This window comes from Streptomyces sp. ISL-98 (assembly GCF_018614055.1).
GTDB classification, from domain to species: domain Bacteria; phylum Actinomycetota; class Actinomycetes; order Streptomycetales; family Streptomycetaceae; genus Streptomyces; species Streptomyces spiramyceticus.
On the sequence record NZ_JAGGPB010000058.1, the window covers coordinates 1 to 20,079 of the forward strand.

Sequence of the window (20,079 nt, forward strand, 5' to 3'; positions counted from 1 at the left end):
GGGGGGGGCTGCGGACTGTCCTGGTCCGGGTCGGCCCGTTGTTCGGTGACCAGTGCCTCGAAGAGGCTTCGGCCTTCGACCATGGCCTCCCGCATTTCCTCGGTACCGCTCTGGCCGCGGGCGGCCGTGTGCATGCTGCGGTAGCCGCGGACCTGGGCGGCGTGGTGGACAGAGAGGGCGGCGAACTGCTCCTCGAACTGTTCACCGGGGAAGCCCCGGTCCTTCGCCAGGTGTGCAAGGAGTGCGTCCGCCTCGGTGACTGCCTTTTGCGGCGAGTCGACGAACTGCTCTTGAACGCCGGCCCACTGAGCCGTGTACTGCGCGCGGGCCTCGGGTGACAGCGGTTGTTCCGTGAGGGAGCCGTGCTGCTTGACGCGCTTGCCGAGTTCCCGCTCGGCCGCCTTGGTGTCGCTATTGTGGTCGGCGACGGCATGGTCGTACTCGGGTCCGAAGCGGTGCTTCAGCCCGCGCCCGCCGCCGTCCCGGATGCGGCCACGTCCGACGACGAGGACGGCGACCGCCACGATGACGATCACGGCGATGATCACGATGGTGAGCATGGCTGCCTTCTCTGGCTCTCGGCTCTTAGGGTGCTCTGCTTCATTACCGTTCTCATCAATTCCTGTCGGCTGACTACGCGTTGGCCTGCCGGGTGGCGTCCACGCAACGGGGACACCACCCGGGGCGTTCGTGGTCAGCGCCTGAAAGCGTTCTTGGCCTTGTCACCGGATTGCTTCAGATTTCCGGAGACCCGGTCGGTCCTGCCTTCGCGCTGCAGTCGCCTGTTGCGGGTGGTCTGGCCGATACGTTCGGTGACCCGGCCCTTGAATGCCTGGGCCTTGTGCCTGATCGTCCGTCCGACGCTCATGGTTGTCCTCTGCTGGTTCGCTGGAATGGGCTCCCGCGCGTGATCGCCGTACAGGCCGCCGTTCCCGCGGGCGGGAGAGCGCCTGGTGTGGGCTATCCGTGACTGCGGCCGTACCGGCGGCCGCCACCGCCGCGCCCGCCGCTGCTGCGCCCGCGCATCGCGAAGCCGACGATCCAGACGACCAGGAGTACGGCGGCGACCCACCAAAGGGTCTGCATGGTGAAGCCGAACCCGAACATCACCAGGATCAGCAGAAGGAGAAGAATCCATAACATCGCCGGGCCTCCAGATCGCGGGAAGTTCCTGAGTTCCGCGGGGTCCGGGCGAAGCGGGAAGGTGGAATGCGTCGCCCGAGTGATCCGGAGTGGCATAGCCCTACGCCGTGCTGTCAGTCAACGCCCGACGACTTCTCTTGTCAACGCACTGTCGACACGGGGGAGTTCTGCGAGCTGGGCAGGGGCCGCTGGGACAAGAGGAGCCTCGGCGGGGGCTTCGATCGGCGCGGCCGGCGGCGCCGGCAGGACATGGTCCTCCCACCAGGACAAGCCCATCACGGTGGCGAGCAGGACGAAGGGGGTCGAAGCGGGAACGATCAGCGCGTACATGTGTATCGCCTGTCGGTGGATACGTGCGACATGGCGGGCAGCGGATGGACGGTGCCCGCATGGGGCGCATCGAGGCTGCGCCGGGATCGCGTAGCGACGGTGAGTGCGGGAACGGCCCGCTGGGGGCGGGACAGGGTCCGGCACTGATGCGCAAGGTGCGCCCCCGAAGGGGCGCGAGAGGTGTTCGACGCTGCCGGGGGCTCGGGCCGTACCGCACACGCTAGCCCTCGCCGCGCTTCCTGGACAGATGTCAAGTGGCCATCTGGTTCCGGCGGAAGACGCTGACGTGGGTCGCTATCCGCAACTTCGGGGGAGGGCTACGCTGTGCGTACAGGCCCTGGTCCCCGGCCGTGATGTTTTGTTCCGCTCCGGGGAGGCCCGCCGTGTTCGTTCTGCTTCTCTTCCTGATCGTGGTCTTGTTCGGCCTTGGCTTCATCAACCCCATCTGGTGGGTGGCCGCGGCTGTGTTGGTCTTCGGCGCCACCCGGCACGGCCGCGATCGCGGGGGAGGCTGGGTCCGTGGCGACGGTTCCGATCTCGGGGGCTACCGGGACTACGAGAACCGCCGGGATCGTCAGGACCGCTGGAGCCGTCGCTACAGCCGTCGGCACCGGGCGCGCTGGAGGCGCGAGGACCGTCGGGACCATGAACGCCGCGGGTGACCGAGGAAGTTGCCCGACATCCAGAGATTTCGGGGCGGCTTCAGCCACACCGGACGCACGGAAATCGTGGAGAGGCAGATGTCATGCATGGCACAACCATGCTCCCCAAGAATTGGTGGGATCTGGCGGCTGAGCCCTGGGCGGAGAATGCGACCGGTCAGGATGTCGTCGCACTGCGCGCCGAGAATGATCAGCTGCGGCGGGCACTGGCCGGCCGCATGGTCATCGACCAGGCCTGCGGCATGGTGATGGTCCTGGCCCCTTGCCGCCGTGGGCCGGCCAGGAACCTGCTGGTGGATATCTCGCGGCAGTGCAGCACCAAACTCCCGGAGGTGGCTGCAGCCGTGGTCGCCGCCTGGGAGGGTGAGCCGCTCTCGCGGCTGATGCAGCGGGCGCTGCGGCAGCTTCACGCGGAAGACCGGGGGTGCGACTCCCCACCGGCGGATGAGCCGTCCGGAAGGGGAAGGCCATGATTCACGCAGCCGACGTCCGGGAATGGCGCAACCGCGATGTCGTCGACACCGAGTCGCACAAGATCGGTGTCCTGGAGGCGGTGTATGTGGACACCACCACCGATGAGCCGGCCATGGCCACCGTACGGACCGGACTGCCCACCCGGCACCGGCTCGTCTTCGTCCCCCTTGAGGACGCGATCGCCGGGCCGGGCTATCTCAAGGTTGGCTATGTCAAGACGCTGGTGAAACAGGCCCCTTCGATCGGCACCGACGACGTGTTGCCCGCCGAGCAGGAAGAAGCAATCTTCAAGCACTACGGACTGGCCTACAAGCCGGGTGCGGCCGGAGAACGGCAACTGGCGCGCCGCTGACCGCCTGCGGACAGGATGTCTGCCCTGTGAGGTACGCACCATGCGCCAGCTGACCACGCCCCGCGAAGGACAGCGGCTGTTGACGGCCGTGGCTTCGGCGGAGGAAACGGCTCTACTGACAGAGGTCGTCGAACTACGCGCCAGAAATGAGCAGTTGGGCCGCGCGCTGGCGAGCCGTGCGGTGATCGACCAGGCGCGCGGCATGGTGATGGCCCTGGCACCGTGTTCCAGCGAGAGGGCGTGGGACCTGCTGGTGGACGTGTCGCAGCACTGCAACATCAAGCTCCGGGACGTGGCTGCGGCCCTGGTCGCCACGACGAAGGACGAGACGCTCCCGGAACCGATACAGCGGGAGCTGCGCCGGGCACTGCGGCGCCTCCATCTGGCAGACCAGCGGTGACGGCATGCGTGCCCAGCGGACGGCACCGGGAGCTGTGGGTTCAACTCTCCGGTGCCTTCGTCCAGGACGGCCGTCGGACGCCTCTGTTGTGTAGCCCACCTCGTGGAAATGAAACACCGGCCGCCCGCTTCCCTGACCGCTAAGCCGTTGAGCAGGCAGAACGCTCGAAGAGCGCCACCCCGCCGACGGCGTCACTGCGGCGGTGGCAGGTAGACAGTGAGGGCACGGACCGACTTGTCGAGGAGGAGGGTGTCGGCGGCCGGGCTCACCTCGCCGTCACGGGTGTAGTCCCCCTCCTCTCCCACGCCGTCGATGCGCAGCCGGGTCACGGTGGTGGCCTGGTAGACGCGGGAGCGCGCGAGGGTGCCGGTGAGGAAGGCCATGATGAGCCGGGTGCGGGCGAAGGGATGGCTGCCGTCGACGGCGCGGATGTCGAGGAGTCCGTCATTGAGGCTGCGGCGGTAGGAGGGGGCGAAGCCGGGTGGGTCGTAACGGCTGTTGCCGGCGAAGAGCAGCCACAGTCGGCGGTGCCGCCCGTCGATGGTGACCTTGCGGGGCGTGCCGTCGGCGAGGACGCGGAACAGGCCGACGGCGAGGGCGGGCCACTTGCCCAGGTGTGCCTCGCGGGCCTCCCGCGCCCGGACGAGTTCGGGGTAGACGCCGATGCTGAAGGTGTTCAGGAAGTACGTGCTGGAGTCACCGTCGGCACTGCCCTCGGTCGTGACACGGCCGAGATCCACGGCTCCACCGCAGCCCGCCTCCACGGCGTCGGCAGTGGCCTTCAGGGTCGCCAGTCCCAGGTCGGCGGCGAAGTGGTTGAGGGTGCCGCCGGGGAACACGGCCAGCGGCAGTCCGCTTTCGGTGGCCCTGACCGCTGCCGCGTTGACCGTCCCGTCACCGCCCACGACCCCGAGCGCGCCCCCGTGGGCGAGTACGTCCTTGGCCGCTCGGTCGAGCACCAGGTGCAGGTCGACGCCGCTCTCGCAGAGCCGAATGTCCGTCATCGGCAAGAGGATCCGCAGTTCGGCTTCGGCCGGCGTGTCGCCGCCCGCGTCGCTGTTGACGACCGCGATCAGTCCCAGGCCTGCGGGAAGCGCGGGGACCGGGACGTTCGGCCGGGCCGCGTCGGCCGGTTCGTCCACGTGCAGCGGCCACCAACGGCAGGTCGCCGCAGCGATACCGATCCCGAGTGCCACGCCCGCGAGGACATCACCGGTGGAGGGCGCGCCGGTGCGAGCGCGGAAGGCGGTGACGGCCGTAGCGAGGGGTAGGAGAACGGCCCCCAGCCGGGGCGACTCCAGCGTGGCGGCGGTGGTGAAAGCAGCGACGGCGGCCGCGTGCCCGGACGGCAACGCCCGGGTGGTGGGCCGAGGCAGAAGACGGTGGCTGGAAGCGATATTGACGGCGGCGGAGGCCAGGGCCAGGGAGCCGGTTGCGCGCAGTGCAGCACGGCGTGCGCCGCGATTGCCGGACAGACCCATGACGGCCGCGCCGGTCAGCCACGGCAGCATGGGGTGGGCAGAGGCGACGCGTGCGAAGAACCGTGCATCGAGCGCGCGGAGGTGTCTCATGCCGACTGCGTACCCGCGGCGATGCCGAACACGCGGCCACCCGCACTCACGAATCGGCCAACGGCCCGTGCCCCGTTGTTCGTTGACCATCAGGTTCCGGACCAGACATCGGTCGGGCCCTCTTGTCAGGCGAGTCGGCCGGGGCGTTCGGCGGGAACGACATATGGTGCGGGGCTTTGACCGGAAGGCATGCCAGGTCCAACGGCCTCGCTCCGACCGCGGCCTCACCGAGCAACCGCTGCAGCCCCGGGCCGAGTCCGCTACCGCGCCCTCCACGTTCTGTGCCCGCGCGTGCCCCCGACGGATTGCCGCAGATGGGCTGCAGAGACCCTGTTTGAAAGGGGGCGGTCCGGGAAGCAGTCCAGTGTGCTTCAGACCGGAGGCACGCCCGTGGAGCAGCTGTCCTGCTCCCCAGTGTGCTGCGGTCTGCCGGCTCCCACGGTGAGTGACGCCACCGATCAGGGAGACACGTGCCCGTGCAGGACGAACGCACGCAGAGTCGGCGAAGTGCCCACCCCTACCACGACGCGCCGGATACCGCCGCCGCGTTCCGCCGTATCGCCGCCCTGCCGGACGGCCCGGAGAGGTCCGCGCTGCGGCAGGAGGTGGTGTGCGCCTGGATGCCGATGGCCGTACGGCTCGCCCGGCGCTTCCGCCATCGCGGTGAGACTTTCGAGGACCTCGAGCAGGTCGCCCATCTGGGTCTGATCAAGGCGGTATCGCGTTTCGACCCGAGTCTCGGCACTGCCTTCCCAAGCTTTGCCATACCGACGATCCTCGGCGAGGTGAAGCGGCACTTCCGTGACGAGCTCTGGGGCGTCCATGTACCGCGGCGCGTGCAGGAGTTGAGCGCCCGGGTCCGTTCCGCCGGCAGTGAGTGCGCCTCGCTCAACGGCCGCGAACCCTCGGTCCACGAGATCGCCGCGCACAGCGGCCTGACCGAGGCCGAGGTACGGCTGGGCCAGAGGGCGCTGGCGAGCTTCACCGCCCGGTCCTCGGACACCGTGCCCAGCCGCTCCGAGGACAGTCACCCGCTGGCCGACACCCTCGGCGACGTGGAGCCCGGCTTCGACCGGGTGATCAACCGCGAGGCACTCCGCCCCCTGCTGCGGGCGCTGCCCGCACGAGAGCGGCAGATCCTCTACATGAGGTTCTTCTGCGAGATGACGCAGAACCGCATCGGCGAGCAGTTCGGTATCTCCCAGATGCATGTCTCCCGTCTGATCACCCGCACCTGTGCACGCCTGCGCGACCAGGTGATGGCGGACCGCGATCTGAGGAGGGCATCGTGACGACATCCCGGGTGCACGGGCGGCGCCGGACTGCCGGGCCCCGGACAAGGAACTCCGCGGAGAAGCAGACACTGACTGCAGCCGGGCGGGCAGGCTTTGCGGCACGTGGGGTGGTGTACGTCCTGATCGGTGTACTGGCCGTCCGGATCGCCCTCGGCAGCGGCGGCGAGTCGGCGGACCGCCAGGGTGCGCTGGCCCAGGTCGCGGCGCAGCCCTTCGGGAAGGCGATGCTGTGGGCGCTGGTCGTCGGCTTCGGCTGCATGGCGTTGTGGCGGGGCGCCCGCGCGCTTGGCAGGGGGCCCCGGCACAAGGCCGCCTCGCGAGTCCTTGACGGCGGGCGGGCGGTCTTCTACGCCGCCATCACGTCCACCACGCCGACCCGGGCGCCGCGTCGGGCCGCCTGTTCGGCGACCAGCGCCTGGATGCGGGCCGAGCGGCTGTCGGACCTCATCCGGGCCACCGCGTCCAGGCATCGTGGGCCAGGCCCTCCAGCCGCGCCGTGGTTCGTTCTCCGAGGGGGAATACCAGCGCACGGAACATGGTCGGGCCCGCCGGCCGCCACACCTCTCCGACGTCCAGCCATCCCCAGGAGCGGAGCGACGCGAGGGTCGGGTGATCGTCCGGATCCACCAAGGTGGCGCCGAGTGGCGCCTGGTGGCCGCTCAGCAGCCGCTCCTGCAAACGGCGGGCTACGTCCTGGTCCTGCGGGTGCGGCTGAACCAGGATGCTGGTGATCGTGAAGACGCCGCCGGACTCGGTGAGTTGCTCGATGCTCTGTGGCAGTGCTCCGTCGAACCCGAGCCACCAGAAGCCGTCGCTGGCCACCTGGAATCCGAAGGCGCACCCCACCAGGTGGTCCGTCTCCGCGATCACCATGGCGAATCCCGGCCGCCGGATGTCGCCAGTAAGACGGTTCAGGAAGTCCTGGCGGCTGCGGCTGCGGTACGCCTCAGCGGCGGGCGTCTCGCGGGAGTCGACGTACAGATCCGCCAGCTCCCCGCCCAGGCCCTGCGCCAGCCAGCGGTTCACGCGGCGCAACCGGACCGCGTCCATGGTGGACGACTCGCCTGCATGGGGCTTGTGCGGCTGCCCCTGCTCTGACTGGGCCGTCACCGCGCATCGCCCGAGAGGACAGGCACCAGCGGAACACGCCGGTGCGGCAGGGCTTGGGCTGTCGGGGCCAGGACGTCCCCGAGTGACGGTGGCAGATGCCCGAGCGGTAGGCCGACAAGCAGGAACCCGCAGCCGGTGAGGTCGAGGATCCGCCCCAGTGACGGTGGAGGGTTGTACAGCCGGAGGATCCCGCCGGCGTCCGTGGTCCGCTGCGCGGCGTAGAGGAAGGCGTTGAGGCCGCTGCAGTCGCAGAAGGTCACGGGGGTGAGGTCGACATCGACGATGCGGATGCCGTCGCTCAGGCATCGCGCCAGTGCCGCACGCACCAGCGGTGCCGATTCCAGGTCGATCTCACCGGCCAGGGTGATCAGTGCCCGTTTCCGTCGGTCATGACGGTAGATGGTGAGCTGTGGGAGGGGCATGACGCCTCGGTTCAGAAGACCATCCGGCAGCGAGATGGGAACGCCGGGAGTCCCGGCTCCTCTTGGCGCGCTGCTGGCAGGGGCGTACGTTCGGCGGAGGCGGAGCGACGGCCGGTCCGAGGGCCTGTGCAACAGGACAGAGGACCCGTCCGGTTCTCTCCAGGGATGCGTCAGGTGACGGACGGGAGGTCCGCTCCCCGCAGCCACCTGTGGCGTGAAACGACAAGCCGCCGGGGTCTGGGACGCTTGTACAGCAGCATAGTCCTGGCCCAGTGCGACAGACAGTCCGAAGCCGCCCCATCTCAGGATGTGGACGGTGTCGAAGCGTAGTGGCGCGCTCATATCCGGTGCCCTGCACGGTACTTGAGCCCGTAAAGGGAAGGCCGCTGCTCGCGTCGGACTGGGGTCCGGGTCTCTTGCAAGGGCTCAGGCAGGAGGATGTTGCGGCGGCCTCGGCCGTCGGTGTTGCCCGTGCACTGCAGTCGGTCTTCGCAGACCCGGCAGGCAGGTTTGGAGAACAGGACCGCCAGTCGCTCGTGCCTCCTTCCCGGCCGCGGTGAGTTTCTGGCTGCAGCGGGCCTCCGGGCCACAGGGCGAGACGATCTCTGTGCTCGGTCACGGGACCCAGGCGGTCTCCGGGGCTGGCCTACCGTTACTGCAGTGCGTGGACCGCTGCTGAGAACACCGGGGGCATCCGGGATGCTGCGGGGACGATGAGGCGGACGGTGCCAGGACGGTGGCTCGCGGCCAGCAGGGCCCCGGTCAGCAGTCGGTGGCGCCGGGTCAGCCGGATCCAGGCACGCTCGTAAGCGTCCGGTCGCCCGGCGGCCAGGCAGCGGACGGCGGCCCCGGCCGTCGCCAGCGCGAGGGCGATGCCCTCGCCGGTGAGGGCATCCAGGTAGCCAGCAGCGTCGCCGACGAGCAGGACACGGCCGGCGGTTCTGCGCCGCACCCGCTGCCGCAGTGGTCCGGCGCCGCGTACCTCCGTCGCGGCCGGGCCGCGCAGCGACGCGGTGAGGGCCGGGAAGGCGGCCAGGTGCTCGTCGTACCCGCGACGGCTGCGGCTGAGGACCGCGACGCCCACCAGGTCGTCGCCGACCGGTGTCACATAGGCTTCGCCGTGCCGGGACCAGTGCACCTCCACGAAGTCCGTCCACGGTTCGACGCGGTAGTGCCGGCGCAGTCCGTAGCGGCCGTGGGGGCGGCCCGGCAGTTCCAGCCCCAGGCCGCGGCGCACCGGGGAGTGCAGGCCGTCGGCGGCGATCAGCCAACGGGCCGTGGTCCCGGCGGCGGTGACCGTGTCCGCGTTCTGGTGTACCTCGCCGATCTTGCCCGGCAGCATGCGCACGCCGAGGTCGAGAGCGCGCTGGTGCAGTGCGGAGTGCAGCGTCGTACGGCGGATTCCCAGCCCGTTGCTGCCGCGGAAGGACGCTTCGGCGCGGGTGGTGCCGTCCACGTAGCGGATGCCGCGCAGTTCGCGGCCACTGGCCTCGACGCCCAGTGCCCGCAGCGCGGCAACGCCACTGGGCATGACGCCTTCTCCGCAGGCTTTGTCCACGGGCCCGGTCCGGGGCTCGACGACGACGGCCTCCAGGCCGACGAGCGCGGCGTGGATGGCGGCGGCCAGACCGGCCGGTCCACCGCCGGCCACCAGTACGTCGATCACGCCGGAGCGGTCGTGGTCGAGGTGGTCGCGGCGGCCAACGCCAGGTTCTCGCAGCGGATGCGCACGGTGAGCAGGGCGGCGTTGAGTACCGTGAACACGGCCGCGGTGACCCAGGCGGTGTGGACGAGTGGCAGGGCCACGCCCTCGGCGACGACGGCCACGTAGTTCGGGTGCCGCAGCCACCGCCAGCGGTAGGGGCCGCCGGTCACCAGCGGCAGGCCGGGTACGACGATCACCCGGGTGTTCCACCGGGGCCCCAGGGTGTGGATGCACCACCACCGCAGTGCCTGGGAGGCCGCCAGCACGGCCAGCATCGGCCAGGCCAGGGCGGATACGAAGGGGCGGTCGGCCAGCCACACCTCGGCCGGGCAGGCGATCAGCAGGCCGGTGTGGAGGGCGACCATGGCCGGGTAGTGGCCCTGCCCGGCGATGGTCGCGCCGCGGGCGGTGCTCCACAGCTCGTTGCGGCGGGCGACGACGAGTTCGGCGACGCGCTCGGCGGCGACGGCGGCCACCAGCAGTCCGTACCAGATCATGTGTCCCTATGTCCTTCGTGTCCTTCGATGGTCCGAACTACCAGCGCAGCAGGACGAGTTCGCACGCGAAGCCGGGCCCCATCGCCAGCAGCACACCCGGCGTGCCCGGCGGCGGGCGGCGTTGGGCCAGGGTGTCGCGCAGTACGTGGAGCACCGATGACGAGGACAGGTTGCCGACGTCAGCCAGATGGCGCCAGGTCACATCGAGTGCGTCGTCGGGCAGGTCGAGGGCCTCGGTGACGGCTTCCAGGACCTTGGGGCCGCCGGGGTGGCACACCCAGGCCGTCACGTCCTTCGGCTTGATCCCGTGGTCGCCGAGGAACCCCTCGACATCATCAGCGAGGTAACGGCGCACCACATCGGGGACCTTCGGGTCGAGGACGACCTGGAAGCCGGTGTTCTTGATGTCCCAGCCCATGACGCGCCCGGTGTCCGGGTACAGGTGGCTGCGGGTGTCCACGATCATCGGGCCGCCGGTGTTGGCGGGGCGGCCCACGCCGCACGCGACGACCGCGGCGGCGCCGTCGCCGAACAGCCCGGTGGCAACCAGGTTGGCCATGGAGGCGTCGTTGCGCTGGAAGGTGAGCGAGCACAGTTCGACCGACAGCAGCACCGCCACGTGGCCGGGTCGGCCCAGCAGGTAGTCGTGCATACGGGCCAGGCCGGCGGCGCCGCCGGCACAGCCCAGGCCGAACAGGGGCAGCCGCTTGACGTCCGGCCGCAGGCCGAGGCGGCCGACCAGCCGTGCGTCGATCGAGGGGATGGCGATACCGGTGACAGAAGTGAAGATCAGCAGATCCACGTCAGCCGCGGACAGACCGGCCGTGTGCAGAGCGCCCCGGACGGCCTTGGCGCCCAGGTCGGTGGCGGCGGCGATGAAGACGTCGTTGGCGGCGCCGAATCCGTCCAGTTCCCCGTACCGTTCGAGCGGCAGCGTCATGTGACGCGAGCCGACCTTCGCGCTGCGGTGCAGCCGGTCCAGGACCCGGCGGTCAGTGCCCTCGGGCAGGCAGGTGCGGGCCACCATGTCGGTGATCTCGGACTGGGTGCGACGGTGCGGTGCGAGGGCACCGTGAACGGCGGTGATCCGCGTCATATGGTTCCCGTCCGGTTACCAACTCGGGTGAGTTGCTCTGCACGTGTTCCCCGGAACAGGGCTTCGACACATGAATTGCCCGTCCGGCCGCTCCTCCCGGGGACGCGGTGCACCGGCCGGGTGGCGCCCGGGCGCCTACGATCGGCCGGGTGGGCACTCCCGAGCAGTCGACGACCGGCGGCCCCGAGGCGAGTTGGGCCGTCCGGGTGGGTGGCCTGGCCGGGTCGTGCCACCCCGGGCCTGTCGTGGCGGTCACCGCCCTGATGGCCGCGCTCGCCGTCACCGCCGGCCAGGGCGCAGCGCGCTGTGTGCTGACCGGCGCCGCCGTTCTGACCGGGCAGTTGTCCGTCGGCTGGTGCAACGACGCGTTCGACGCGCGCCGGGACATCGCCGCCGGCCGCCATGGCAAACCCGTCGTCGACGGCGCGGTCGGTGTAACGGAGGTGTGGGTGGCCGCGTATGCCGCGCTGGCGCTGTGCGTACCGCTCTCGCTCGCCTGTGGCCTGTGGGCAGGCGCCGTTCACCTGGCCGGAGTGGCGGCGGCGTGGGCGTACGACCTGCGGCTCAAGGCGACAGCATGGTCCTGGGCACCGTACGCGGTGGGCTTCGCCGCCCTTCCGGCGTTCGTCGCGCTGGGCCTGCCGGGGCACCCCTGGCCGGCCTGGTGGGTCGTCACCGCCGGGGCGCTGCTGGGAGTCGGCGCCCATCTGGGTGACGTACTGCCGGACATCCGCGGGGATCTGGCGACGGGCGTACGGGGATGGCCGCACCGGCTGGGCCCGGACGGCGCACGGCTGCTGCTGCCGGTGCCGCTGGTGGCCGCGTCCGCAGTTCTGGTGCTGGGGCCCGCCGGACCACCCGGCAGGTGGGGATTGGCAGTGCTTTTGGTGACCGCTCTGATCGCGACGGCGGGGACGGTGCTGGGACGCCGCTGGGAGTGGTTGGCGTTCGCGGCGGCGGTCGCGGTGGCGGTGGTGGACGTGGCGTTGCTGCTGCTGCGCGGCACCGGGATCGCCTGACCGCACCGCCTCAGACCGTACGAAACCCACAGACGGAAGCGGGAGTTGACCGATTCCCGCTGCGGTTGCCGTCAGTTCGCGAGTGCTGTCCTCGGTCGTGGCGACGGCGCGGCCGATGAAGCTGCCGTTTACCGCTCTGCCGGTCCACGCGCCAGTGATGACCGAGCGACGATGCCACCGGCCGTCCGCACCACGACCTGCTGGTGACGGCGGACTGCGATGTGTTGGAGGCCGGTCGCGGTGGTCAGACGATCAGGCCGTTGAGGGGTTCGGTGCCGTCGATAAACGTGCGGGCGAGGTCGGCCAGGCGGCGGTTGTGGGCGCGGGCGTAGGCGCGCAGTGCAGAGAAAGATGCTGATCCATCGCACGCACCTTTGTCTTGGGACTGTCTCCGCCGGGGAAGGGCGGGACGTGCTGTCAGGCGTCATCGTCGCGCTGATCCGGAGTCCGTGTCCGCAGGGAAGCGGAGGCGGCGGGCGATCACGGCGCCGGTGACCATGTCTCCGTCGTGCGGCTCGTCGGCCCCCGTACCGAGCAGGACCAAGGTTGCGATGTCGGCATGGGTCCGCCGCCCGCTCGGCCACCAGCCCCTGGGCCCGGGGCGACCGGCCATCAGTGGGATGGGCGAGGTTCCCGCGACCGAGCTGGTGCTGCGGCGCCTGCTGCCGCTGGCGAACCGCGGGCTGGAGTGGTTGGGCATGGACGCGGCCTGGCGGGAGCCGCTGCTGGGAATCATCGAGCAGCGGTGCGTCAGCGGTCGTAATGGCGCGGTGACCACCGGCGGGGGCGCGGCGGCAGGGCGGCCGGGAAGGCCCGGCGCAACAGCCGCCGGCCGCGCCGCCAGGCGAGGAACGGCGTATGTCTATTTGGCGTTTCGTCAAAGAGACGCTGACCAATTCACGGCCGCGGTGAGTGGCTGGATGCCGAATTCGCGCGCCCACCGCCGGCTCTCAAACGTCGAGCGGTCCGTGACCTTCCACCACGAACGCGTGATGCCATCAAGTCAGACGTCGTGGCTGGGGACATCACGCGTTCGGCTTGTCTGTCACCAGACCCGCCGGGGGCGAGCAGCCGTTGCTGCGCGATCGGCGGCCAGCGGACGGAAGAGCGCGGCAGCGCGCGCTAAGTTGAGTGACGGTCCTTGGTGCCTGCCATCAGGGCTCGCAGCCAGCGAGAGTGTGCACCTCCTTGCTCCCCACACAGCGCGGGATTCTCCGGTGCTGGTTCCGTGCTGACTTTGGAGGGGTACTGACGAGAAAACAGCAGGTCGTAGCTCTGATCGGATGAGTTGTCGTACCACTCGATCGTCGTGCCAATGAGGCTGGCGGCGACAATGCGCTTGAGGGAGCTGGGTGTTGGGGGAGCGGTTGCGGGGGCGGCCATGAACACCACTTCCGGACAGTTGGCGGGGACGTTTCCGTTTCGCCACACCGTAGAAGCGGGGCAGGTCGGCAGCCCATGTGGTGGGACAACACAGTTCCAGGGACGGCTGTGCCCGCAGCCACCATGACAGGCGCTTAGACGCTGCTCCGAGCACCGCATGGACGGCAAGCAGGCGCCTGTCGGAGTTGCGCGTTCAGGCACGTTTTGGTAATCCGGTGCTGACTCCCATGCTGGTTTGGTGCTGACCTGAAACCGCATGTCAGCACCCTGATCACCTCTCCCGCGCTGGTTTGGTGCTGACTACGCAGCGTTGAACTTCGACATTCGGTATGGATCGGGCGCCCGTTGCTTCCTGTGTCCGCAAACCTGTGGTCGGGGTCAAGCTGAACCTGCGTACTCGGCCCTCGATGGTGGAGCGGGTCACCGCCGCTCCCCGTTTTGTTCCGGCGGGGTACCAGGCAGGGTGAAGCCATAACCGCTTGTTGGCTAGGCTGACCGGCTGCGCGCTGCGGCTTCGGGCGGTCCCGGTCGCGCTCTGGTGACGTTTGCATCCATGCAATCGGGGACTGGTCGTCTGTTTCAGGGCCTCCCGGTGACTGACATACGGCGACGACGGGCTCACGGTCAGGGAGTGAGCCCGTCCAGTTCGCCGACTCGACCGGCAGCATGCTGGCTTGCCCTGATGCTCTGGCATTCGACCCGGTGAAAACCTTCGACGCCCCCCAGGCCAGGGCTGCCCAGCGACGCTGGAACGTATGCGTTGCTGGGCAACCAATGACGTGTCAGGCGGCAACAGTGCTAAAGGTCAGCCGGGCCGAGCACCGTCGCGGTTGCCTGTCCGGTCGTTGACCCTCGTCCGTCGAGTCGGCCGCCCCGGATGGGAGCGCCCCAACGCGGCATTGAACTTGTTGTCGATCTGGCTAACGATGTAGCAACCAGGCAATGGTGCCCGATGCGATGAGTGTCCCGATGCTGGCGGCCGCGCCTTGAAGGGCATGGAACGCGGCGATGCATACCAGGGCCTGTTGCGAAAGTGCTGGTCACAGCCATTCGTTGATGGCTGCGACCAGGACGGTGGCTTCGTAGCGAACGGCTAGTTTGGCGTATCTCGTGGCCACGGCCCGGTGCCTTTTCAGCCGGTTGATGCCGCACTCCACCGCGTGGCGCTCGCGGTAGTCGATCGTGTCGAACTTCGGCGGCCGGTCACCGCGGGAACCGTGCTTCTTACGGTTGCGGACTTGATCGGCCTTCTCCGGAATCGTGCAGCCGATGCCACGTCCGCGCAGATAGGCGCGGTTCGCCCGGGAGCCGTAGGCCTTGTCTGCCCGGACCTTGTCCGGCCTGGTGCGCGGTCTCCCCGGTCCCGTGCGGGGCACCCGGATGGCCTCCAGGACCGGCTGGAACTGCGGGCTGTCGTGCCGGTGACCTGCGGTGACAAGGAGCGAGAGCTGCTTCTGCCCCTGCTCGACGGCCAAGTGCCGCTTGGTGGTCAGCCCGCCGCGCGAGCGTCGGAGGCCGTGGTCGTCGGGCTCGGTGTCGACGCCGCCGGGAAGCTCCCTCTGTAGTGCCCCTTTTTACGCGCCTCGGCGGCGTGCTGGTGAGCCCGGGCGATGGCGGAGTCCACGCTGACATCCCACGTGATGAGGCCCTTCGCATCGGCCTCGGCCTGCAACTGCTCGAAGATCCGCTTCCAGGTGCCGTCGCGCTGCCTTCGCCGGAACAGGTGGTAGGCCCGGTCCCACGGCCCGTACCGTTCCGGAACGTCGCGCCAAGGCGCACTGGCTCTGGTCCGCCACCGTATGCCGTCGATCAACTGCCGACGCGTCAACGTCGGCGGCCGGCCCGGCTTCTTGCCCAGAGGCAGGAACGGCTCAAGCCGGGCCCAGGCTATTCGTCAGATCCGCACGCCTCACAACGCTTGATCATCCACGACCTTGATCGACTTTCGCTTGGGCCGGGCAGGCGGTCTTGGGGCGGATGTGCCGAAAGTCGCGGTGGACCCGGGCTGGAGTGAGCCTGTCCGGTGGGACGGGCCTTTCCCATGGGCGACGCAGGTCGGCTGCCAACGGGCGGGCGAGCCGCAGTTGGGTGCAGGTGGCGAGGATCAGCCAGGTCCAGCGGTCCGCCGCCTCTGGGGTGCGGACCTTCGGGCAGGTCCAGCCAAAGGTCTGCTTGAACAGGCGGAAGGTGTGCTCAATGTCGAAGCGCCGCAGCTATGCCTGCCAGAGGCGGTCGGTGTCTGCGGGGGTGGCGTCGGTGCCTGACCACCACAGCCAGACCGGCTTGGGGGTTGCTCCGCTGGGCAGGTGGTCGATGTCCAGGCGGATCACTGGTCCCTCGACGATGGGGAGAGTGCCGTCGGTTGCAGCCCAGGAGGAGCGGTGGGTCAGCTTGGGGTGGAGCCGGTTCCAGGAGCGTGCGGTGGCGGTGCCGTAGAGACGGGTGTCGGTGACGGTTTCGCCGTCCGGGGTGCCCCAGGTGTCGGGCTGGCCAAAGACGAACTCGCCTCCGTGCCGGGGCGGGCGGCCCTGGGCATGTGGCTGCCGGGGCGGGACGGCCCTGCGCAGGACTCGGTCCGATCGCATCCGGACCAGGACCTGTACCGGCAGGTCGTTGAGGAGGAATGCCAGGCGGGGTGCGTCGTATCCGGCGTCCGCAATGATGAGGATGTCCGGGTCGCCCGGCTGCCACTGCCCTGCCGTGATCAGTCGCTCCAGAAGATCACGCAGTTGCCCGGCAGTGACGGTGGCGGAGTCGTCCCCGGGTGCCAGGCGGACCGCGTCCAAGGGCGCGGTCCACGAGCTGCGGCCCGGCTCGAGCGCGCAGATGATCGAGTAGCGGTGGGCCTTCTCGACGCAGGCCGCGACCCCAGCTGCCGCGCTGCCGGTCAGCACCTGGATGAGATCGCCGCTTGGCTCGTGGCGGTCAAGGATCGAACAGCCTCCTTGCACGCACAGGTGCTGCAGAGCACGATCCGCGGCCCGGGCCCGAACTCCAACCGCGCCCTGCCGCCAGGTAGACGCATGATCTTGTGCACCAAATAGGCCCGGTCCAATCTCGCGGAGAGTCGCTCAATAGGATCGCTGGTGGTCATGACAAGAGCGTAGCCACGCTCGATCTCCCTCTGGACACGATCTGCGCCAACTTCGTTCCGCCGTCGAAGGTTTGGCACAGGGGCCTGGCAGCCACCGGACTCAGCACCCGAGCTTCGCGCGTGTTGGAGGACACGCGGCCTGGGTGATTGCCGGGGAGCGTCCGGAGGGAAGTGATTTTGGCGCCTGATCACCGAGAAGGGACACCTTATGACGCTTGTAGAGCCTTCCCCCATACCCCGGGCGGCGGGATCGCTCCCGCTGTTCGGCCACGCCTTCCGGCTCTTCCCCGACCCCCTCCCCTTCATTGCGTCGCTCCGTCGCGAGTACGGCCCGCTGGTGGAGATCACGCTCCAGCCGGGCACCAACACGCTGGTCGTCCAGGACCCCACCCTGATCCGCGCGATGCTCACCGACCCGATCGCCAGCACGCTCGACAAGGGACCCTTCTTCGACGAAATGCGCGAGTTGCTGGGCGACTCCGTGGTCACCGTCGCCGGGGACGAACACACCGCCAAGCGCCGCCAGATGTATCCGGCGTTCGCGCGCCCCGAGCTCGGCCGGTACGTCGACATCATGCGCACCGCGACTGAGGCCGAGCTCGAAGCCTGGGCGCCGGGCCAGCGCCTCGACGTACGGGAGACCATGATCCGCCTGTCGCTGGACATGCTCACCAAGACCGTCTTCTCCGACCGCCTCGCCCCCGCCACCTTCCGTCAGTTGCGCCAGAACATGGCACTGGTGATGGACAGCGTTGGCGTTCGCATCATGCTTCCGGGCTGGGCCAAGCGGCTGCCGCTCCCCGTCAACCGGCGCTTCGACAGGGCTCGTGCCGACATCCGGGCCACCATCTCCGCGGCCGTCACGGAACTGCGCGCCACCGGCCACGACACCGGCGACATGCTGTCCGTGCTAATGACCGTGCCTGACGAGCAGACCGGCCAACCGCCGACGGATGAGCAGATCTGCAACGAGGTCCTGACGCTCGCGTTGGCCGGGACAGAGAACACGGCCACGATTTTGGCCTGGGTGCTCTATGAGCTCGCCCGGCATCCCGACATCGAGGCTGACGTGCTGGACGAGCTGGGGAAGGTGCTCGGCGACCGGCCGGTGACCTTCGCGGACACCAGCCAGCTGCCACTCCTGGACCGGGTGATCAAAGAGGTGCTGAGGCTGCATGTCACGGGCTGGATCCTGACACGCCGCACCCTCACTGAGACCACGCTCGGGCAGTGGACACTGCCCGCCGGCACGAACCTCGCCTACTGCCAGCACGCCCTGCACCGCGATCCCGGCTTGTATCCCGATCCGCTGCGGTTCGATCCCGACCGCTGGCTGGACGGCACGCAGAAGCCCCCGCCGGGAGCTCTTCTGTCGTGGGGCGCGGGCAAGCACCGGTGCATCGGCGACCGGTTCGCGATGATGGAGCTGATCACGGGCCTGGCGACCATCCTGCGCCAGGTGCGCTTCACGCTGAAATCGGGGCAGACGGTGCGACCGGTGGCCCGGGCCACCGTCCGCCCCGGGAAGATGGTCATGACCGTGGAACCCCGTCAAACGGGCACCGCCGTCTAGCGCTTGCGCTCCCAGCCGTGGTGGGGAGCCGCGCGGGGTGCGTGCGGTCGAGTGGGGGCTGCCGCTCGACCGCCGCGGCGTACGATGCGACGTCGTGCGCGGCTCTTCCCCGGCCGGCTGCCCGGCCAGCCGATCTCTGCGAGGCGGATACGCGAACGGCTCCGCGACCCCGGGATCACCAGGGCCAGCCGTGTCTCTGCCCTTGACGAACTCCTGCGCGACATCCCGGCACCGGTCCTGGCTGACCTCATCGGGTGCAACCCGGCCTTCGCTGCCGAGCGGGCCTCCGGCCTTGCCACCGACTGGGCCACCTACGCGGCGCTGCGGCCCCGCATCCCTACGGCTCGCGGTTAAAATGCGAGCCAGCGACAGTCATGTCATCGTGACCGCGTGACTGCATACGTGATAGCCGAGGCCCAACATCCGGACACCCCGGAGGTATGCAGGTACCGAGAGTCGGCGCAGGCGTCCATCGCCCACTACGGCGGCCGGTATTTCATACGCGAGGCTCTTCCGGAGGCCCTCGAAGGCGACTGGGCCGACTCGAATCGCATGGTGGTCATCGAGTTCCCCAGCCTGGAGCAGGCAAAAGGCCGGTACACATCGCCGGAGTACGCGCAGGCCCGGGCAACGCGGTCCAATATCAACGGCCGTCGCATGATGTTCGTCGAGGGACGAGCCGGCCGCGCTTATGCTGCTTGGCGTGGTCATCTTCCTGGAAAGACGCGGAGGCGTACAGCATCGTCGGCAGCCTGATGGACGCACTGCCGTCGGGGAGCCAACTAATCTCTCCCACCCGGTCACGGATCAGGCGATGCCTGATGTGGACGCGGCAGTGGCGTTCTGAAACGAGCACGGCACCCCGAAGCTCACTCAGCGCGCTCCCGGCCAGATGGCTCGGTGCTTCGACGGCCTCGAGCTCATCGACCCCGGTGTGGTGTCGTGCATCCGGCGGCGTCCTGAGGCGGATGACACTGGCCCGCCCGATTAGGTGACCATGCTCGGCGGGGTCGCACGCAAGCTCTAAGGCCGTGCCCTACATGATGAGTTGGTCGTTGGGTTGGGTCATGTGGAGTGAGCGGTGGCGCTTTCACGCCGCAGTGTTTCCTGCTGGTTTGCCCGCGCCTCCTCCGGTTGTGCCGCTTCAACTCAGCCGCTTTCACTCATGTGTCACGCCTGGTAGGCAGCCAACAGCTAACTGGTCAGCGACTCCTCGCGCACTCACCCCTACTGACATGCTCTCCCGCCGGTCAGAACTGCCCCCCCGCCAATGGAGCGCAACCACCACCACTCATCGCACGGTGTGACGGTAGGGAGGATGGCCACGGGACTCTGGTAATGACTGTCTGTAGCGGTTGGCAGTGGTCCTGGCCAGGTACGGACGGGCAGGCATGGAGACGTATGGATGCCACCGAGGGCCGCGCCCGGGGAACGGTACTGGTTCGGTGCTGACTCGGACCGCTCAGATAGCGCGAAACCGCAGGTGGTAGCGCTCATGCGATGAGTTGTAGTACCACTCGATCGTCGTGCCAATGAGGCTGGCGGCGACAATGCGCTTGAGGGAGCTGGGTGTTGGGGGAGCGGTTGCGGGGGCGGCCATGAACACCACTTCCGGACAGTTGACGGGGACGTTCCGTGTCGCCACACCGTAGAAACACGCAGGTCAACGTCCCATGTGGCGGGACACCATAGTTCCGAGGGTGGCTGTGCCCGCGGCCACCATGACAGGCGCTTGGACGCTGCTCCGAGCACCGCGTGGAAGGCCAGCAGGTGGCCTGTCCTGAGTTGCGCGTTTCGGCTCGTTTTGGTGGCCCGGTGCTGACTCCCGTGGTGGTTTGGTGCTGACCTGAAACCGCATGTCAGCACCCCTGATCACCTCTGCTGACTTGGTGCTGACTACGCAGCGTTGAACTTCGACATTCGGCACGGATCGGGCGGGTGTCGGTGCTGCGC

At 69.1% G+C, this 20,079-nt stretch carries 18 protein-coding genes and 6 pseudogenes; 12 read left to right on the forward strand and 12 right to left on the reverse strand.

Annotated elements, in window-relative coordinates:
• The 4 genes from J7I98_RS32395 to J7I98_RS32410 form a co-directional block, all read right to left on the reverse strand.
• Nucleotides 1–560 (reverse strand): hypothetical protein (locus J7I98_RS32395; protein ID WP_214928631.1); only part of this gene is annotated, 560 nt, incomplete at its 3' end.
• A 134-nt stretch (nucleotides 561–694) separates the two neighbouring features.
• The gene (locus tag J7I98_RS32400; protein ID WP_214928632.1) at nucleotides 695–868 is read right to left on the reverse strand and encodes a CsbD family protein; all 174 of its coding nucleotides are present in this window, start codon (nucleotides 866–868) and stop codon (nucleotides 695–697) included.
• Nucleotides 869–960: 92 nt separating this feature from the next.
• A complete protein-coding gene (locus J7I98_RS32405; RefSeq protein ID WP_214928633.1) occupies nucleotides 961–1,143 on the reverse strand; it encodes a hydrophobic protein in 183 nt (60 codons plus the stop codon).
• 117 nt (nucleotides 1,144–1,260) lie between these two features.
• Nucleotides 1,261–1,473 (reverse strand): hypothetical protein, encoded by a 213-nt coding sequence (locus tag J7I98_RS32410; RefSeq protein WP_214928634.1) that lies wholly within the window; start codon nucleotides 1,471–1,473, stop codon nucleotides 1,261–1,263.
• A 383-nt stretch (nucleotides 1,474–1,856) separates the two neighbouring features.
• Here J7I98_RS32410 and J7I98_RS32415 point away from each other — a divergent pair, with 383 nt between their 5' ends.
• From J7I98_RS32415 to J7I98_RS32430, 4 genes are all read left to right on the forward strand, one after another.
• Nucleotides 1,857–2,135, forward strand: a complete 279-nt coding sequence (locus tag J7I98_RS32415) for a hypothetical protein (RefSeq protein ID WP_214928635.1) — start codon at nucleotides 1,857–1,859, stop codon at nucleotides 2,133–2,135.
• A gap of 83 nt (nucleotides 2,136–2,218) precedes the next feature.
• A complete protein-coding gene (locus tag J7I98_RS32420) occupies nucleotides 2,219–2,608 on the forward strand; it encodes an ANTAR domain-containing protein (protein WP_214928636.1) in 390 nt (129 codons plus the stop codon).
• On the forward strand, nucleotides 2,605–2,961 hold the full coding sequence (locus J7I98_RS32425) for a PRC-barrel domain-containing protein (RefSeq protein WP_214928637.1): 357 nt from the start codon (nucleotides 2,605–2,607) through the stop codon (nucleotides 2,959–2,961). The genes J7I98_RS32420 and J7I98_RS32425 overlap by 4 nt, the downstream gene beginning before the upstream one ends.
• A gap of 40 nt (nucleotides 2,962–3,001) precedes the next feature.
• Nucleotides 3,002–3,361: an ANTAR domain-containing protein gene (locus J7I98_RS32430; protein WP_214928638.1), complete on the forward strand. Its 360-nt coding sequence runs from the start codon at nucleotides 3,002–3,004 to the stop codon at nucleotides 3,359–3,361.
• 191 nt (nucleotides 3,362–3,552) lie between these two features.
• Here J7I98_RS32430 and J7I98_RS32435 read toward each other — a convergent pair whose 3' ends face one another.
• Complete coding sequence (locus J7I98_RS32435) at nucleotides 3,553–4,932, reverse strand: diacylglycerol kinase family protein (protein WP_214928639.1); 1,380 nt, start codon at nucleotides 4,930–4,932, stop codon at nucleotides 3,553–3,555.
• Between the two features lie 476 nt (nucleotides 4,933–5,408).
• On the opposite strand from J7I98_RS32435, the gene J7I98_RS32440 reads away from it, so the two are divergent.
• Entirely contained in the window at nucleotides 5,409–6,224 is an 816-nt protein-coding gene (locus J7I98_RS32440) for a SigB/SigF/SigG family RNA polymerase sigma factor (protein ID WP_214928640.1), read from the forward strand.
• Nucleotides 6,225–6,235: 11 nt separating this feature from the next.
• Nucleotides 6,236–6,502: pseudogene (locus J7I98_RS43070) on the forward strand (DUF1206 domain-containing protein); the annotation flags it as partial.
• 169 nt (nucleotides 6,503–6,671) lie between these two features.
• Here J7I98_RS43070 and J7I98_RS32455 read toward each other — a convergent pair.
• The 5 genes from J7I98_RS32455 to J7I98_RS32475 all read right to left on the reverse strand — a co-directional run bounded on the left by J7I98_RS32455 (nucleotide 6,672) and on the right by J7I98_RS32475 (nucleotide 11,057).
• Entirely contained in the window at nucleotides 6,672–7,337 is a 666-nt protein-coding gene (locus J7I98_RS32455; protein ID WP_308378017.1) for a hypothetical protein, read from the reverse strand.
• Nucleotides 7,334–7,759, reverse strand: a complete 426-nt coding sequence (locus tag J7I98_RS32460; protein WP_214928641.1) for an STAS domain-containing protein — start codon at nucleotides 7,757–7,759, stop codon at nucleotides 7,334–7,336. The genes J7I98_RS32455 and J7I98_RS32460 overlap by 4 nt, the downstream gene beginning before the upstream one ends.
• Before the next feature lie 652 nt (nucleotides 7,760–8,411).
• Nucleotides 8,412–9,425: an NAD(P)/FAD-dependent oxidoreductase gene (locus J7I98_RS32465; RefSeq protein ID WP_214928642.1), complete on the reverse strand. Its 1,014-nt coding sequence runs from the start codon at nucleotides 9,423–9,425 to the stop codon at nucleotides 8,412–8,414.
• Nucleotides 9,422–9,961 carry an isoprenylcysteine carboxyl methyltransferase family protein gene (locus J7I98_RS32470; protein WP_214928643.1) on the reverse strand — a complete coding sequence of 180 codons (540 nt, stop codon included), beginning with the start codon at nucleotides 9,959–9,961 and terminating at the stop codon, nucleotides 9,422–9,424. The genes J7I98_RS32465 and J7I98_RS32470 overlap by 4 nt, the downstream gene beginning before the upstream one ends.
• Before the next feature lie 37 nt (nucleotides 9,962–9,998).
• Nucleotides 9,999–11,057, reverse strand: a complete 1,059-nt coding sequence (locus tag J7I98_RS32475) for a type III polyketide synthase (protein WP_214928644.1) — start codon at nucleotides 11,055–11,057, stop codon at nucleotides 9,999–10,001.
• Nucleotides 11,058–11,206: 149 nt separating this feature from the next.
• On the opposite strand from J7I98_RS32475, the gene J7I98_RS32480 reads away from it, so the two are divergent.
• Together J7I98_RS32480 and J7I98_RS32485 are read left to right on the forward strand one after the other, a co-directional pair.
• The gene (locus J7I98_RS32480) at nucleotides 11,207–12,076 is read left to right on the forward strand and encodes a UbiA family prenyltransferase (RefSeq protein ID WP_308378018.1); all 870 of its coding nucleotides are present in this window, start codon (nucleotides 11,207–11,209) and stop codon (nucleotides 12,074–12,076) included.
• Nucleotides 12,077–12,675: 599 nt separating this feature from the next.
• Nucleotides 12,676–12,849, forward strand: a pseudogene (locus J7I98_RS32485) (glutamate--cysteine ligase); the annotation flags it as partial.
• A gap of 1,650 nt (nucleotides 12,850–14,499) precedes the next feature.
• Here the strand turns inward: J7I98_RS32485 and J7I98_RS32490 are convergent.
• Together J7I98_RS32490 and J7I98_RS32495 are read right to left on the reverse strand one after the other, a co-directional pair.
• A pseudogene (locus J7I98_RS32490) lies at nucleotides 14,500–15,372 on the reverse strand (IS5 family transposase).
• Nucleotides 15,373–15,405: 33 nt separating this feature from the next.
• Nucleotides 15,406–16,296: pseudogene (locus J7I98_RS32495) on the reverse strand (transposase); the annotation flags it as partial.
• A gap of 465 nt (nucleotides 16,297–16,761) precedes the next feature.
• Here J7I98_RS32495 and J7I98_RS32500 point away from each other — a divergent pair.
• From J7I98_RS32500 to J7I98_RS41600, 4 genes and pseudogenes are all read left to right on the forward strand, one after another.
• Nucleotides 16,762–18,126 carry a cytochrome P450 gene (locus J7I98_RS32500; protein WP_214928645.1) on the forward strand — a complete coding sequence of 455 codons (1,365 nt, stop codon included), beginning with the start codon at nucleotides 16,762–16,764 and terminating at the stop codon, nucleotides 18,124–18,126.
• An 84-nt stretch (nucleotides 18,127–18,210) separates the two neighbouring features.
• Nucleotides 18,211–18,480, forward strand: a complete 270-nt coding sequence (locus J7I98_RS32505) for a hypothetical protein (RefSeq protein WP_214928646.1) — start codon at nucleotides 18,211–18,213, stop codon at nucleotides 18,478–18,480.
• A gap of 48 nt (nucleotides 18,481–18,528) precedes the next feature.
• Nucleotides 18,529–18,741: pseudogene (locus J7I98_RS41595) on the forward strand (DUF1330 domain-containing protein); the annotation flags it as partial.
• A 61-nt stretch (nucleotides 18,742–18,802) separates the two neighbouring features.
• Nucleotides 18,803–19,117 (forward strand): annotated as a pseudogene (locus J7I98_RS41600) (SAM-dependent methyltransferase); the annotation flags it as partial.
• Nucleotides 19,118–20,079 lie beyond the last annotated feature (962 nt).

Bases quoted from the DNA above. Each gene is read 5' to 3' on its own strand.
- J7I98_RS32470 (WP_214928643.1), bottom strand. From the start codon at position 9,961: ATGATCTGGTACGGACTGCTGGTGGCCGCCGTCGCCGCCGAGCGCGTC.
- J7I98_RS32430 (WP_214928638.1), top strand. From the start codon at position 3,002: ATGCGCCAGCTGACCACGCCCCGCGAAGGACAGCGGCTGTTGACGGCC.
- J7I98_RS32505 (WP_214928646.1), top strand. From the start codon at position 18,211: ATGCGACGTCGTGCGCGGCTCTTCCCCGGCCGGCTGCCCGGCCAGCCG.
- J7I98_RS32405 (WP_214928633.1), bottom strand. From the start codon at position 1,143: ATGTTATGGATTCTTCTCCTTCTGCTGATCCTGGTGATGTTCGGGTTC.
- J7I98_RS32460 (WP_214928641.1), bottom strand. From the start codon at position 7,759: ATGCCCCTCCCACAGCTCACCATCTACCGTCATGACCGACGGAAACGG.
- J7I98_RS32400 (WP_214928632.1), bottom strand. From the start codon at position 868: ATGAGCGTCGGACGGACGATCAGGCACAAGGCCCAGGCATTCAAGGGC.
- J7I98_RS32420 (WP_214928636.1), top strand. From the start codon at position 2,219: ATGCATGGCACAACCATGCTCCCCAAGAATTGGTGGGATCTGGCGGCT.
- J7I98_RS32435 (WP_214928639.1), bottom strand. From the start codon at position 4,932: ATGAGACACCTCCGCGCGCTCGATGCACGGTTCTTCGCACGCGTCGCC.
- J7I98_RS32410 (WP_214928634.1), bottom strand. From the start codon at position 1,473: ATGTACGCGCTGATCGTTCCCGCTTCGACCCCCTTCGTCCTGCTCGCC.
- J7I98_RS32425 (WP_214928637.1), top strand. From the start codon at position 2,605: ATGATTCACGCAGCCGACGTCCGGGAATGGCGCAACCGCGATGTCGTC.
- J7I98_RS32475 (WP_214928644.1), bottom strand. From the start codon at position 11,057: ATGACGCGGATCACCGCCGTTCACGGTGCCCTCGCACCGCACCGTCGC.
- J7I98_RS32500 (WP_214928645.1), top strand. From the start codon at position 16,762: ATGACGCTTGTAGAGCCTTCCCCCATACCCCGGGCGGCGGGATCGCTC.